Source organism: Polaromonas aquatica, from assembly GCF_042659145.1.
GTDB lineage: Bacteria > Pseudomonadota > Gammaproteobacteria > Burkholderiales > Burkholderiaceae_C > Polaromonas > Polaromonas aquatica.
Genome location: NZ_JBHSRS010000076.1, coordinates 42,068 through 55,172, shown reverse-complemented (window position 1 = coordinate 55,172; position 13,105 = coordinate 42,068). Strand labels below are relative to the sequence as shown.

Sequence of the window (13,105 nt, the reverse complement as noted above, 5' to 3'; positions counted from 1 at the left end):
TTTATCGCCTCTGCTGTTGTTGCTCTTGCTGCCATGGGTAGCTCCGGTGCTTTTGCCCAGAACAATCTGTACGGTGAAGCCGCTCTGGCCATCAATCTCGTGGCCACAGCCAGCAATGTGAGCCGTGCCGAAGTGACCGGCCAGTACCTGCAGGCCCGCCAGGCTGGTGCCCTGCCCGTCAGCCAGGAAGCTGCTTTTGCTGCGGCTCCTGCTGCTCCTACCGCCCTGACCCGTGCTGAAGTGCGTGAAGAGGCTCGTCACTATGTCATCCTGGACGGCAGCAATCGCAAGATCTACCGCTAAGTCCTCTCAACCACCGCCGGGCTCCTCTCCTGGCTGGCTGAGAACAACAAAAAGCCCCGCTTTGCGGGGCTTTTTGTTTTCGGGCGTCCCAAACAACAGACGACTTAAAAACTCTCGTGCGGAGCCAGGTAACGCCACTGACCGACGGGCAGATGGCCAAGGTTGACGCGGCCAATCCGCACGCGTTTGAGCCCCGTCACAAACAGGCCCACCTGCTCGCACATGCGCCGGATCTGGCGCTTTTTGCCTTCGGTCAGCACAAACCGCAGTTGCTCGGGGTTCTGCCAGCTCACCTGCGCGGGCCGCAACGCCTGGCCGTCCAGGCTCAGGCCATGGCACGGCAGCGCTAGTTTTTCGCGCGGGAAGGTCGCCTGCACATTCATCGTTTCGGCGCCGTAGCTGACACGCACCAGGTACTCCTTTTCGATGTTTGAATCTTCGCCAATCAGCTGCCGCGCCACACGCCCGTCCTGCGTCAGCACCAGCAAACCGATGGAATCAATGTCAAGCCGCCCGGCCGGCGCCAGGCCGCGCAATTGCTCATGGCCCCAGCGCATGCGGCTATTGCATTCCGACCAGCGGTTTTGCGGCTGCACCAGCACCACGGCGGGTTCGTGGCCGTCTTCGGCCTGGCCACTCACGTAACCGACTGGTTTGTTGATCAAAATCGTGACCTGCTGGCGTTGCTGCTGCTCGGCCTGGCGATCTACCTCGATACGCGCATCCAGCGCGACAGGCTGCCCCATCACCGCGGGCGCGCCATTCACGCGCACCCAGCCGCGCGCAATCCAGTCATCGGCCTCGCGCCGCGAGCACAGGCCCAGCTCGGCCATGCGTTTGTTCAGGCGTATGGTGGTGCCGGTGGAAGCGCCGGGGGAGCCGGCAGGCAGGGCAGCCGCTGCGCGTATGCGTACAGCGGCGGGAGCAGGTGGTTTGGGGGGAGTGGATTCAGCCATGGGATATGGCTGATTTTAAGGCCGGGCTACCCGTTTGGCTCAAGCCAGGGGATTGGTGAGCAGCCGGTAGCCGACAGCCGTTTCAGTCAGGAGGTGCTGCGGCTGCGCCGGGTCCGTTTCGAGCTTCTGGCGCAGGTGCCCCATATAGATACGCAGATAATGGCTTTGCTCGGCGTGCGACGGCCCCCAGACCTCACGCAACAGCTGGCGGTGCGTGAGAACCCGGCCAGCGTTGGCCATCAGCACACTCAGGAGGCGGTATTCGATCGGCGTGAGATGCACCTCTGCGCCGCCGCGCCGCACAAGCCTGGCCTGCCGGTCCACCTCAACCTCGCCAAAACGGAACACCGGGTCGGATTCTTCAGGGCTAGCGTGGTCACCCGTCACGGCACGAGGCCGGCGCAGGTTGGCGCGCACACGCGCCAGCAGTTCGCCGACGCCAAAGGGTTTGGTCAGGTAGTCATCTGCACCCGCGTCCAGCGCAGCAATCTTGTCGGCCTCATCGCTTCTGGCCGACAACACGATGATGGGCACACCCGACCAGCCGCGCACATCACGAATCACATCGAGCCCGTCGCCGTCGGGCAAACCCAGATCCAGCACAAGCAAATCAGGCTTGCGCGTGCCTGCTTCGGTGAGTCCTTTTTTGGCCGTATCAGCCTCATGCACCTGCCAGCCTTCGGCTTCGAGCGCAGAGCGCACAAAACGGCGAATCTGCGGCTCGTCTTCAATCACAACAACAATGGGGCTGGGCATGAAAGGAGTTTAGGCCTGTTCAAACGCGGGCGGCTCTCGGCGCGGCAGGATCACGCGAAACTCTGCGCCGCCACCGATCGCATTGGCCGCCTGGATCTGCCCCCTGTGGGCATCCACCACGGCCTTGCAAATCGCCAGCCCGAGCCCCACACCTGGTGTGGCCGACTCAACCTCACCACGCGTGAATTTGTCAAACAGGCCAGCCTCACCGCCCTGAAGCTGGGCAGGCAAACCCGGCCCGTGGTCACGCACGGTGAACACCAGCGTGTCGGCTGTCACGCTGGCGCTGACAACAACAGGCGGCGCGCCGTACTTGGCGGCGTTCTCCAGCAGGTTGACGAGTACACGCTCCATCAGCACAGCATCAAATTCAACCAAAGGCAAATCCGCCGCTACATCGGTTTGCACCTCGCATCCGGCCAGCGCGTGCCGAGCCGCACGGATCGCGGAGCCCACCACTTCCTCGGCGGATTGCCATTCCCGTCGCAACTGAACCCCGCCGTTTTGCAGGCGCGCCATGTCCAGCAGATTGGTGACCAGGGCGCTGAGCTGGCGCGCCTGCTGCGTCATGGCCCTGGCTGTCTCTGCCTGCGGATCGCCCAGCGGTGGCGAAGAGCGCTCCAGGGACTCCGCCAGCCCGATCAAGGCCGTCAGCGGCGTGCGCACATCATGTGAAATGGCCGCCAGCAAGGTATTGCGCAGGCGCTCTGACTCCATCTGCACCACGGCCTGCTGGGCAATCTCTACATAATGAACCCGCTCCAGCGCAATCGCGATCTGCCGGGCCAGCGTGTCGAGCTGCTGCAACTGTTCGGGAATCAGCAGCCAGCGCGACTGGGCAGGCCGCAAGGCCAGCACGCCACGCACCCGCATCGGCGCCTTGAGCGGCACGTAATGCCAGGGTTGCGCCGACAGGGTTGAGGTGGCCAGGCCTGCCGCCTGTTCATTGCGAAAGGCCCAATCAGCCACGCTGCTGTCAAAACCTTGTGGCGCCGACGCCGAATCGGCCGGCAGGGCCAGCTGGTCATTGGCATCGGTGACCAATACCAGGGCCTCCCCGCCGAAGTTGCGCCGCACGGCGGCCTCGCTCAACTCGGCGACCTGCGTGCTTAAAAGGGCCGCCGAGAGGTCGCGCGTCAACTCAAACAGTGATTGGGCCCGGCGTTCCCGGCTGGAAGATACACCAGCCTGAAAACGCAGGCCCGCCGTGAGTTGCCCGGTCAGCAGGCCCACCACCAGCATGACGCCAAAGGTCACCAGGTATTGCACATCGCTCACGGCAAACGACATGCGCGGCGCCACAAAAAAATAATCAAAGGCCGCCACATTCAAAAAGGCCGCCAGCGCGGCCGGGCCGCGGCCGAACTTCAGCGCGACCAGCACCGTACCCAGCAAAAACAGCATGACGATGTTGGCCAGGTCAAAAAAGCTCAGCAACGGCAACGCCAGCAAGGTAATTGCCACGCTGCTGCCCACCGCCCAGGCGTAACGCGGCAGGTTGTCGTGCCAGGCCGCGGCACTGTCTTCTTCGGGGTTGCGCCGCACGGCACTGCCCAGGCGCCGCGCGCTGTCGGCGCGGCCTGCCTCCACGATGTCCAGCGTAGGCGCCAGCGCGGCCAGCCGGCGTGTCATGGTGCGCCCACCCAGGAGCCCCAACCGGCCGGCCCAGCCAGGCAAGTGAGGACGCCCCACCACCAGCGTGGCGCAATTCTGCAGCTGCGCCTGCGCGACCAGTTCCATGGCCGCATCGCTACCGCTGAGCACGGCTGTAACCGCCCCCAGTTCTTCGGCCAGCTTGATCACCGCCAGGACCCGGTCGCGCTGCGCGACTTTCAGCCGCTGCAGGCGGGGTGTTTCGACGTACACCGCGTGCCAACGCACATTGAGCTGGCCCGCCAGCCGGGCAGCCGTGCGCACGGTTTGCTCAGCGCCTTCGTGCGCGCCTATGCAGGCCAGGATGGCCCCTTCGGTGTTCCAGACAGAAGCGATGGATTGTTCAACACGGTAGCTGCGCACGTCGTCTTCAACGTGCTCGGCGGTGCGCCTCAACGCGATCTCGCGCAAGGCAATCAGGTTGCCCTTGCGAAAGAAGTTCTGCGCCGCACGCTCGGCCTGGTGCGGCAGGTAGACCTTACCGGCCTTCAGGCGCGCCATCAGTTCGTCGGGCGTGACATCCACCAGGATGATTTCATCCGCATCGTCCAGCACCGTGTCCGGTACCGTCTCATGCACCCGGATGCCGGTGATGGCACCCACCGTGCCATTGAGGCTTTCCAGATGCTGAACATTCAGCGCCGACCAGACATCGATGCCGGCCTCCAGCAGTTCCTGCACGTCCTGCCAGCGTTTGGCATGGCGCGAGCCCTCGACGTTGCTGTGCGCCAGCTCATCCACCAGCAGCACCCCCGGCTTGCGCGCCAGCGCAGCGTCCAGGTCAAACTCCTTGAGCAGTCGCCCCCGGTAAGGCACATCGCGCAGAGGCAGGGCCTCAAGCCCCGCCAGCAGTTCTGCCGTGTCGTCGCGGCCGTGTGTTTCGACCACTCCCACCAGCACATCACGGCCCGCCCGGCGCTCGCGCTGGGCGGCGCTGAGCATGGCGTAGGTTTTACCCACACCGGCGCTGGCGCCAAAATAAATGCGCAGCTTGCCGCGGCGCGCACGCGCTTCGTCACCGCGCAGTTGCTCCAGCAACTGGTCCGGGTCGGGACGATAATCCGCGTTATAGGCCATCAGGTGAATGCTTGCGCGTCAGGTGGTACATGCAAAAGCGTAACACCTTGGCGCAGGGCGGCTGCGAATATCCTCTCCGCATCCGCGTACATCAAAAGGTTTTGCTTGCGGACAGCAGCAGGCCTGGCCTGGCTACCTGACGGGCATTGAGTCCGGCCGAGTCGCCCGTCTGGTAAAAGCGGCGGTCGGCATTGGTCCCCACCAGCGCCAGGCTCAGATTCACACCTGCAAACTCCTTGCCCACCGACACCTTGTAGTCGGTGTATGACAGTTCCCCGTAACGGCGAACGCTGGCGTGCCCGGCGTGCAGGCCCAGCGTGACCTGCCGGCCCAATTCGATGTTGTAGTTCAGGTCCAGATAGGTAGTTCCTTTTGAACTGCCGCGGTCAGGCAGGGCGCTGAAAAAGGCATACCCCGCGGTACTGCCGTTCAGGCCAAAGTAGTCACTCACGGCATATGACAATTTGCCGTTGAAGCCCCCCTGCGTCAACCCAAAATAAATCTCCGTCGTGTTGTATTTGTTGCCGGTCGGCGTTGCCGGCGCGCTGTTGAGCCGGGCCTGTGGATACAGGTAATGGAGTACCCCGATATCGCCGCTCAGGTCTTTTGTCACTGGAAAGCGAAAACCGCCGTACAGATCGACCTCAAGGCTGGCACCGTTGTTGTAGGCATTGGACGAAACACTGGAATTCCAGTTACCCAGGTAAAAGCCGCTGGCATGCGTGTAATCAAAGCCGCCCTGTATGGCCGGCTGGCGATAGCTCTGGGAGACGCCGCGAAAGCGGTAATCGGAGACCAGCGCGACATTGCCTGTAAGGCTGTGCGGCGATACTGTATCGGCGGCCGATGGCCCGGGTGTTTGCGCCTGCGCAGCGCCCATGGCGCACAGCATGCCGGCGGTTACGGAAAAAAGGCGGTTTTTTAAAATTGCTTTCATCTGTCTTCTTCTGTTTAAAAATGATTAAAAGGGGAACGTTGCGTTGTCAGGACCCCTGCCGCCACCGGCATCAGTCCCTGTGTTTGCGTTTTTTTGCCGAATCGCCGCGCCACACAATCAGCCAGGCCACGCCAAGCGGCAGCCCAAACATGGCGAGTGCACAGAGCGCGTACAGCAGGTCAGACGCCATGCGTCAGGCCATGCCGCTGCAGGTGGTGCCGCCAGGAACTCAGGTGGCCGATCTCTCCGTCCGGAACGCAGGCCATGATGCGATTCATGACCTCGTCCGCCATGTGTTCGGGCAGGCGTATTTCCAGCCGGACGCGGTTTTCGTCGAGCCGCGGAATGCAGCGCAGAATGCCTGCCCCCTCACACTCAGCCAGCGCGCGGCGCACGAACAGCGCATCCCGGCTGTGGACGGTGACATCCAGTACCAGCCAGGTGAGGCCGGTTCTTGAGCCTGAAAAGGAAACAGTTGATCCAAACGATTCACGGTAAGCGGCATAGGCCATGGTTGTGTCTCTTAACGAAGAGCCTCCAGCGCCAGATTGAGCTTGAGGACATTGACCCGTGACTCGCCCAGAACACCCAGTAAGGGCGTCTCGGTCTGGGCATCCACCAGACCCTGGACTTTTTCAGGTGACAGTCCGCGCGCTTTGGCGACGCGGCCGACCTGGTAGCGTGCGGCCGCTGGACTGATGTGCGGATCCAGCCCGCTGGCCGATGCGGTAACCAGGTCTACCGGCACGGGTGCCGTATTGCCGGGGTCGGCAGCGCGCAAGGCGTCTACGCGGCCCTTGACGGCATCCGTCAGCGCAGGATTCAAGGGCCCCTGGTTGGAGCCGCCGGAAGCCGCCGCGTTGTAGGGCATGGGGCCAGTGGCCGATGGACGGCCCCAGAAATGTTTCGGGTCGCTGAAGTTCTGGCCTATCAGCACCGAGCCAACGGGTTTGCCGTCACGCAGGACCAGGCTGCCTGCTGCCTGCTCCGGAAACAGCATCTTTGCCACACCGGTCACCACCAGCGGGTAAGCCACGCCGGTAATAAGGGTGAGCAAAAGGAATAAAACGAGTGCGGGACGAAGTATGTTTTTCATGATTTTCTTTCTTGTGGCCAGGGCGTTACAGGCCGGATCAGGCCAGGTTCATGGCGACAAGCAGCATGTCGATCGCCTTGATGCCAATGAAGGGCACGAGCAGGCCGCCAAGTCCGTAAATAAGGAGGTTCCGGCGCAGCAGCGCGGCGGCACCCACAGCGCGGTACTTGATGCCTTTAAGTGCCAGGGGAATCAGGAACATGATGATCAGTGCGTTAAAGATCACCGCCGACAAGATGGCCGATGACGGGCTGCCCAGATGCATGACGTTCAGCGCCGAAAGCTGCGGATAGGTGGTCACAAAAATCGCCGGGATGATGGCGAAATACTTGGCCACGTCATTGGCAATCGAGAACGTCGTCAGCGAGCCGCGTGTCATGAGCAGCGCCTTGCCGGTTTCGACAACCTCGAGCAGCTTGGTCGGGTTCGAGTCAAGATCCACCATGTTGCCGGCCTCCTTGGCCGCCTGGGTGCCGCTGTTCATGGCAACAGCCACGTCGGCTTGCGCGAGCGCCGGTGCGTCGTTGGTACCGTCGCCCGTCATGGCGACGAGCCGGCCTTCGGCCTGGTACTGGCGAATCAGCTTGAGTTTGTCTTCGGGCGTAGCCTCGGCCAGGAAATCGTCCACGCCGGCCTCTGCAGCAATAGCCGCCGCCGTGAGTTTGTTGTCGCCGGTGATCATCACCGTCTTGATGCCCATGCGGCGCAGTTCCCCAAAGCGCTCCTTGATACCGGACTTGACGATGTCTTTCAGTTCTACCACGCCCAGCACGGTTTTGCCGTCAGTCACGGCCAGCGGCGTGCTGCCGCGGCGCGACACCTCGTCGGATGCACGAATGACCTCTGCGGGCACACTGCCGCCCAGTGCCTCCACATACTTGCGTATTGCATCAACGGCACCCTTGCGCAACTGGCGCGTGCTGCCGTCAGGCTGCCTGACGTCAATCCCGCTCATCCGGGTCTGGGCGGTAAATGGCACTTCGGCCGTCGAGCCAAGCAGCGGCGTCGCAGCGTTGAGCTTGTGGGCCAGCGCCACAATACTGCGGCCTTCGGGGGTTTCATCAGCCATGGAGGCCTGCATGGCGCAGCTTGCAAGCGTGAGTGCCGGCACACCGGGTGCAGGCAAAAAGGCCGACGCCTGGCGGTTGCCGTGGGTGATGGTGCCGGTCTTGTCGAGCAGCAATACATCCACGTCACCGGCAGCTTCCACCGCGCGGCCCGAAGTTGCAATCACATTCGCCTGCATCATGCGGCTCATGCCGGCCACGCCGACTGCGGACAGCAGGCCGCCTATGGTGGTGGGAATCAGGCACACCAGCAGGGCGACCAGAGCTGTGACACTCACGGCCGAGCCGGCCTTGACCGCCTCGACGCTGAATATCGAGTACGGCAACAGCGTCACCGTCACGACAAGAAACACAATCGTCAGCGCCACCAGCAAAATCGTCAGCGCGATTTCATTCGGTGTCTTGGCGCGTTTGGCGCCCTCGACCATGCTGATCATGCGATCCAGGAAGGATTCGCCCGGGTTGACCACGATGCGCACCACCAGCCAGTCGGACAGGACGCGCGTACCGCCGGTCACGGCCGAGAAGTCACCACCGGACTCGCGCACCACAGGCGCCGACTCCCCGGTGATGGCGCTCTCGTCCACCGTGGCCACGCCCTCAATGACCTCTCCGTCGAGCGGCACCATGTCACCGGTTTCAATGAAGACGACATCACCTCTTTTCAGGTTCTCCGCCTGCTCAGGCAACCAGCTTTTGCCATGAAAGGTTTTGGCGGCCGGATCGGTGTACTTTTTGGCCCAGCTGCTCTTTTTCAGGCCGCGCAACGATGCGGCCTGGGCCTTGCTGCGGCCTTCGGCCAGGGCTTCGGCAAAGTTGGCAAACAGCACCGTAAACCACAGCCATACGGCCACGGCAAAGATAAAACCCGCCGGGGCCTCACCCGCGCCCTGGAGTGCCTGCAGGCCCAGCAGTGTGGTGAGGATGCTGCCGATATAGACAACAAACATCACCGGGTTGCGCCACTGCACACGCGGGCTCAGTTTGGAAAACGCCGCAAAGATGGCGGGCTTGAGCAGCGCCGGATCCAGCAGTACGAAAGGTTTTTTTTCAGTCATGTTGTTACTCTTTTCCATCACGCTCATTTGCCGGGCCAGAGCATCAGGTGCTCAACCACCGGGCCCAGGGCCAGTGCCGGTACGTAATTGAGCAGGCCCACCAGCAGCACCGTACCGATCAACAGCATCACAAACAGCGGGCCGTGGGTGGGCATGGTTCCCGCCGTGACAGGCAGACGTTTTTTTCGTGCAAGCGCACCGGCAATCGCCAGCACCGGCACGATCACGCCGAAGCGGCCCAGCCACATGGCCAATCCCAGCATCGTGTTGTAGAACGGCGTGTTGGCGGACAGGCCGGCAAAGGCGCTGCCGTTGTTGTTGGCAGCCGAGGTGAAGGCATAGAGGATTTCGGAGAAACCGTGCGCACCCGGGTTGGCCACGCCTATCTTGCCGGCACCCGACATGACGGCGATAGCCGTTCCCGCCAGCACCACCACAGGCGTCACCAGGATGGCGATCGAGGTCAGCTTCATCTCATGCGACTCGATTTTCTTGCCCAGGTACTCCGGCGTCCGGCCAATCATCAGGCCCGCAATGAACACTGCCAGGATGGCGAAGATCAGCATGCCGTAAAGACCGGTTCCGACACCACCGAATACCACTTCGCCGAGCTGCATCATCACCATGGGTACCATGCCGCCCAGCGGCGTGAAGGAGTCGTGCATGGCGTTGACCGCGCCGCAGGAGGCCGCTGTCGTGATGACCGCGAACAGGCTGGAGGCATTGATGCCGAAGCGCGTTTCCTTGCCTTCCATATTGCCGCCAGCCTGCAGGGCGCTGACGCTCTGGTCCACGCCCAAGGGAGGCAGCAACGGATTGCCCGCCTGTTCGGCCGGCGTGATGGCCACGACGGCAAGCACAAACATCACCGTCATCGCGGCCAGCACGGCCCAGCCCTGGCGCTGGTCACCCACCACGCGGCCAAAGGCAAAGCACAGCGCTGCAGGGATCAGGAAGATCGCCAGCATTTGCAGCATATTGCTCAGTGCGGTCGGGTTCTCGTACGGATGGGCCGAGTTGGCATTAAAGAAGCCTCCACCGTTGGTGCCCAGCATCTTGATGGCCTCCTGCGATGCGACCGGGCCCATTGCAAGCGTTTGCGTGCCAGATGTCATGTCCTCCACGATCGGGTTGCCCTTGTCGTCTTTCAGTTGCTGGCCATCGGCGCCATTTTTAGGCACCTGATAACTCGTGGTCTCCAGCGTGGCTACTTCCTTGTAACTGTCGAAGTTCTGGATCACGCCCTGACCCACCAGCGTCAGCGCCAGCACCAGCGACAACGGCACCAACAGCCAGGCCGTGACACGTGTCACGTCGACCCAGAAGTTGCCTATGACCCCAGTGGAACGCGCGACAAAACCGCGAAACAGGGCAAAGACCACCGAAATACCGGTTGCAGCCGAGAAGAAGTTCTGCACTGCCAGCGCCAGCATCTGCGTCAGATAGCTCATGGTCGACTCACCGGCATAACCCTGCCAGTTTGTGTTGGCAACAAAGCTGATGGCAGTGTTAAACGCCGAGTCCGGCGAGACATTGCCCATGCCGGCCGGATTGAGTGGCAGCCAGAACTGGAAACGCTGCAGCGCATAGACCGCCAGCACGCCCACAGCATTGAAGGCCAGCAGCGCCAGCGCGTACTGCGACCATTTCATGTTGGCACCGGCAGAGGTGCCGGCCAGGCGGTACAGCGGAGCTTCCACCTTGTACATCCAGCCGGGGAGCTGGCCGGAATACAGCCGGACCAGCCAGATCCCCAGCGGCCAGGCAGTGACCAGCAGCACGCCGAGAAAAAGGGCCAAAAGACCCCATGAAGAATTGCTCATCAAAACTCCTCGGCGCAGATCAGCGCATAGACGAGGTAGGCGAGCAGCATGATGGCGCAGACGCCGCCAAAGCCGTACAGAATGTCGAGACTGATCATGAGCGGCCTCCTTCGGGCTTCTCGAGCTTCTGGAAGCCCCAGACCAGCAAGACCATCACACCCCACAGGGCGGCGGCACCAAGAATAAAAGCGAGATCCATGACTTTCTCCAACTAGCTGATAACGATGGAGGGAGTTTCGGATTCGGCGTGTAAAAACGGGGTTGAAAGACCGGTGGCCGGTATAAAGAAAGCGTAAAAATCCGGGGTTTCGGGTCTGCCCAGGCGCAAGCTGGGTCTTTTTTCAAGCCCCCGTATGAGACTTCATCACCACCCGCAAGTGCAGCGCGCGCAGGACGTCGATGTCGTCCAGCAGGTTCAAAGCCAGCGGCAGCAAGGACACATCCGGGTCACCGGCATCCTCCAGCAGCAAGGCCAGACACGCGGCCTTGGCGTGAAGCACCTCCATGGCCTGAGACACCCCTGCCTGCGTTTCCATCGCACGGCCCGGCTAATGCATCAAGCCGCGAGCCAGCATGTAAAGGCCTATGAGCAGCAGCCCCGAAAAAAACAGCCGCTTGAAGCCCTTCTCGCCTACATGCCAGCGCAGTGCCTGGCCCGCAGCCATGCCGAGCAAGGCGGCCGGCAGGGGCAGCAGCAGACTCCAGCCGCCGGGCATTTGCCCCACGCCAAAGGAACCGTCAAACACCAGGCGCAGGAAAAGCGCAATTGTGGAAACCGTGAAAGACAGGCCCAGCGCCTGCACGAGTTCATTTTTCTTTAGGGACAAAGCCTGCAGGTAAGGCACGGCCGGAAACACAAACACGCCTGTGGCCGCGGTGATCACGCCTGTCGCCAGTCCGGTGGCGAAGGAATACACCCCCTCACCACGACGCGGCACCGCCAGTGGTGTCGCAAACAGTCCCAGCAGCGCATAGACAATCAGCGCAGCGCCCAGGCCAACCGAGGTGAGGTGCGCATCCAGCGTAACCAGGCTGACCGGTGCCCACAGCGTTCCCAGAATCACGCTCAGCTGCAGCGGCCACAGGCGCCGCAACAAACCGGCCAGCGCGGCGCCACCCCACATCTGCCAGGCATTCGTCAGCAACGAAGGCAGGATCAGGATGACCGCAGCCTGCGCGGGCGGCATGACGCCGGCCAGCAAACCCATGGACAGCGTCGGCAGCCCCAGGCCGACCACACCCTTGACCAGTCCTGCGAGCAGGAATACAACGGCAACAATGCCCATCAACAGTGTTTCCTGTCCCGTGCCGGTGATGTGGGTCAAGTTCATGCGGTCGATTCTGCGTGGTGCGGAGCCCGCGCTCAAGCGGTAATATCCGCCTGGAGCCTTCGCCATTTCCGAAGGCAAAAACTGTTCTTGCACCACCATGCCCGCCAGCATCCGTTTTGACCTTATCGACCTCCGGCTTTTCCTGCACGTCATCGACATGGGCAGCATCACGGCCGGCAGCAAGCGCTCGCACCTGGCACTCGCCTCGGCCAGTGCGCGCATACGCGGCATGGAAGACGCGCTGGGCGTGCCCTTGCTGGAGCGTCTGCGCGCGGGTATCAAGCCCACCAAGGCCGGCCTGGCCGTGGCCCACCATGCGCGGCTGGTGCTGCAGCAGATCGAACGCATGCACGGCGAGATCGACGACTATGCCGGTGGACTGGCGGGCAGGGTCCGCCTGCTGTCCAACACCGCCGCCATCACTGGCTACCTGCCGCAGGCGCTCGCGGATTTCCTCAACACCCACCCGGCCATAGACGTCGAGCTGGAAGAGCGCCCCAGCCATGTGATCGTGTCTCAGTTGCTGACCCAGATCGCCGACCTCGGCATCGTGGCCGATTCGACCGACGTTTCCAGCCTCGAGTCCAAAGCCTTCCGGCGCGACCGGTTGGTGCTGGTGGTCCCGGCCAGCAGCGGATTTGGCAGGCAGCGCCAGATCGCGTTTGCGCAGGCGCTGGCCCATGATTTTGTCGGGCTGGATGAAGACAGCGCCATGCATCAACACCTGACACTGCAGGCCGAACGCCTGGGGCTTCGCATGCGCACACGCATACGGCTGCGCAGCTTTGAGGCGGTCTGCCGTATGGTGGAGGCCGGTGTCGGCGTGGCCGTGGTGCCGGCGATCGAGGCCGAAAGCCATGCGGGCACGGGCAAGCTGCGCATTCTCAAACTGGCGGACCCGTGGGCAGACCGGCAGTTGCTGGTCTGCGCGCGCCGGTTTGACCAGCTGTCGACGCCGGCGATCCGGCTGGTGGAAGCGCTGTGCGCGCCGGCCCCGGCCGAGGCACCCGCACCCACCCTCGGGACATCAAGGCGATAAAGTCATGCC

Annotated in this window: 13 protein-coding genes; 2 read left to right on the top strand and 11 right to left on the bottom strand. The window is 62.7% G+C overall.

Translation table 11 applies throughout. From position 1 onward, the window contains the following. Window positions 1-303, top strand: a 303-nt coding sequence (locus ACFQND_RS14230) for a hypothetical protein (RefSeq protein WP_377413953.1), incomplete at its 5' end; no start/stop codon positions are given. A 104-nt stretch (window positions 304-407) separates the two neighbouring features. Here the strand turns inward: ACFQND_RS14230 and ACFQND_RS14225 are convergent. The 11 genes from ACFQND_RS14225 to ACFQND_RS14175 form a co-directional block, all read right to left on the bottom strand. Continuing rightward, window positions 408-1,259 (bottom strand): pseudouridine synthase, encoded by an 852-nt coding sequence (locus ACFQND_RS14225; protein WP_377413950.1) that lies wholly within the window; start codon window positions 1,257-1,259, stop codon window positions 408-410. A 39-nt stretch (window positions 1,260-1,298) separates the two neighbouring features. Next, window positions 1,299-2,015 (bottom strand): two-component system response regulator KdpE, encoded by a 717-nt coding sequence (kdpE, locus tag ACFQND_RS14220; RefSeq protein WP_371437488.1) that lies wholly within the window; start codon window positions 2,013-2,015, stop codon window positions 1,299-1,301. Between the two features lie 9 nt (window positions 2,016-2,024). Further along, window positions 2,025-4,745, bottom strand: a complete 2,721-nt coding sequence (locus ACFQND_RS14215; protein ID WP_371437489.1) for a DUF4118 domain-containing protein — start codon at window positions 4,743-4,745, stop codon at window positions 2,025-2,027. A 91-nt stretch (window positions 4,746-4,836) separates the two neighbouring features. Further along, on the bottom strand, window positions 4,837-5,682 hold the full coding sequence (locus ACFQND_RS14210; RefSeq protein ID WP_371437490.1) for a TorF family putative porin: 846 nt from the start codon (window positions 5,680-5,682) through the stop codon (window positions 4,837-4,839). 179 nt (window positions 5,683-5,861) lie between these two features. Next, window positions 5,862-6,194, bottom strand: coding sequence for a hypothetical protein (locus tag ACFQND_RS14205; RefSeq protein ID WP_371437491.1), 333 nt, complete (start codon window positions 6,192-6,194; stop codon window positions 5,862-5,864). An 11-nt stretch (window positions 6,195-6,205) separates the two neighbouring features. Next, complete coding sequence (gene kdpC / locus ACFQND_RS14200) at window positions 6,206-6,778, bottom strand: potassium-transporting ATPase subunit KdpC (protein WP_371437492.1); 573 nt, start codon at window positions 6,776-6,778, stop codon at window positions 6,206-6,208. Between the two features lie 37 nt (window positions 6,779-6,815). After that, entirely contained in the window at window positions 6,816-8,903 is a 2,088-nt protein-coding gene (kdpB, locus tag ACFQND_RS14195) for a potassium-transporting ATPase subunit KdpB (protein ID WP_371437493.1), read from the bottom strand. A gap of 23 nt (window positions 8,904-8,926) precedes the next feature. After that, complete coding sequence (gene kdpA / locus ACFQND_RS14190) at window positions 8,927-10,726, bottom strand: potassium-transporting ATPase subunit KdpA (protein ID WP_371437494.1); 1,800 nt, start codon at window positions 10,724-10,726, stop codon at window positions 8,927-8,929. Beyond that, on the bottom strand, window positions 10,726-10,824 hold the full coding sequence (locus ACFQND_RS14185; RefSeq protein WP_371437495.1) for a potassium-transporting ATPase subunit F: 99 nt from the start codon (window positions 10,822-10,824) through the stop codon (window positions 10,726-10,728). The genes kdpA and ACFQND_RS14185 overlap by 1 nt, the downstream gene beginning before the upstream one ends. A 243-nt stretch (window positions 10,825-11,067) precedes the next feature. Continuing rightward, complete coding sequence (locus ACFQND_RS14180; protein WP_371437496.1) at window positions 11,068-11,262, bottom strand: hypothetical protein; 195 nt, start codon at window positions 11,260-11,262, stop codon at window positions 11,068-11,070. Between the two features lie 12 nt (window positions 11,263-11,274). Continuing rightward, complete coding sequence (locus ACFQND_RS14175) at window positions 11,275-12,057, bottom strand: sulfite exporter TauE/SafE family protein (protein WP_371437497.1); 783 nt, start codon at window positions 12,055-12,057, stop codon at window positions 11,275-11,277. A gap of 109 nt (window positions 12,058-12,166) precedes the next feature. Here ACFQND_RS14175 and ACFQND_RS14170 point away from each other — a divergent pair, with 109 nt between their 5' ends. Further along, the gene (locus ACFQND_RS14170) at window positions 12,167-13,096 is read left to right on the top strand and encodes a LysR substrate-binding domain-containing protein (RefSeq protein WP_371437536.1); all 930 of its coding nucleotides are present in this window, start codon (window positions 12,167-12,169) and stop codon (window positions 13,094-13,096) included. The last annotated feature ends 9 nt before the right edge of the window (window positions 13,097-13,105 follow it).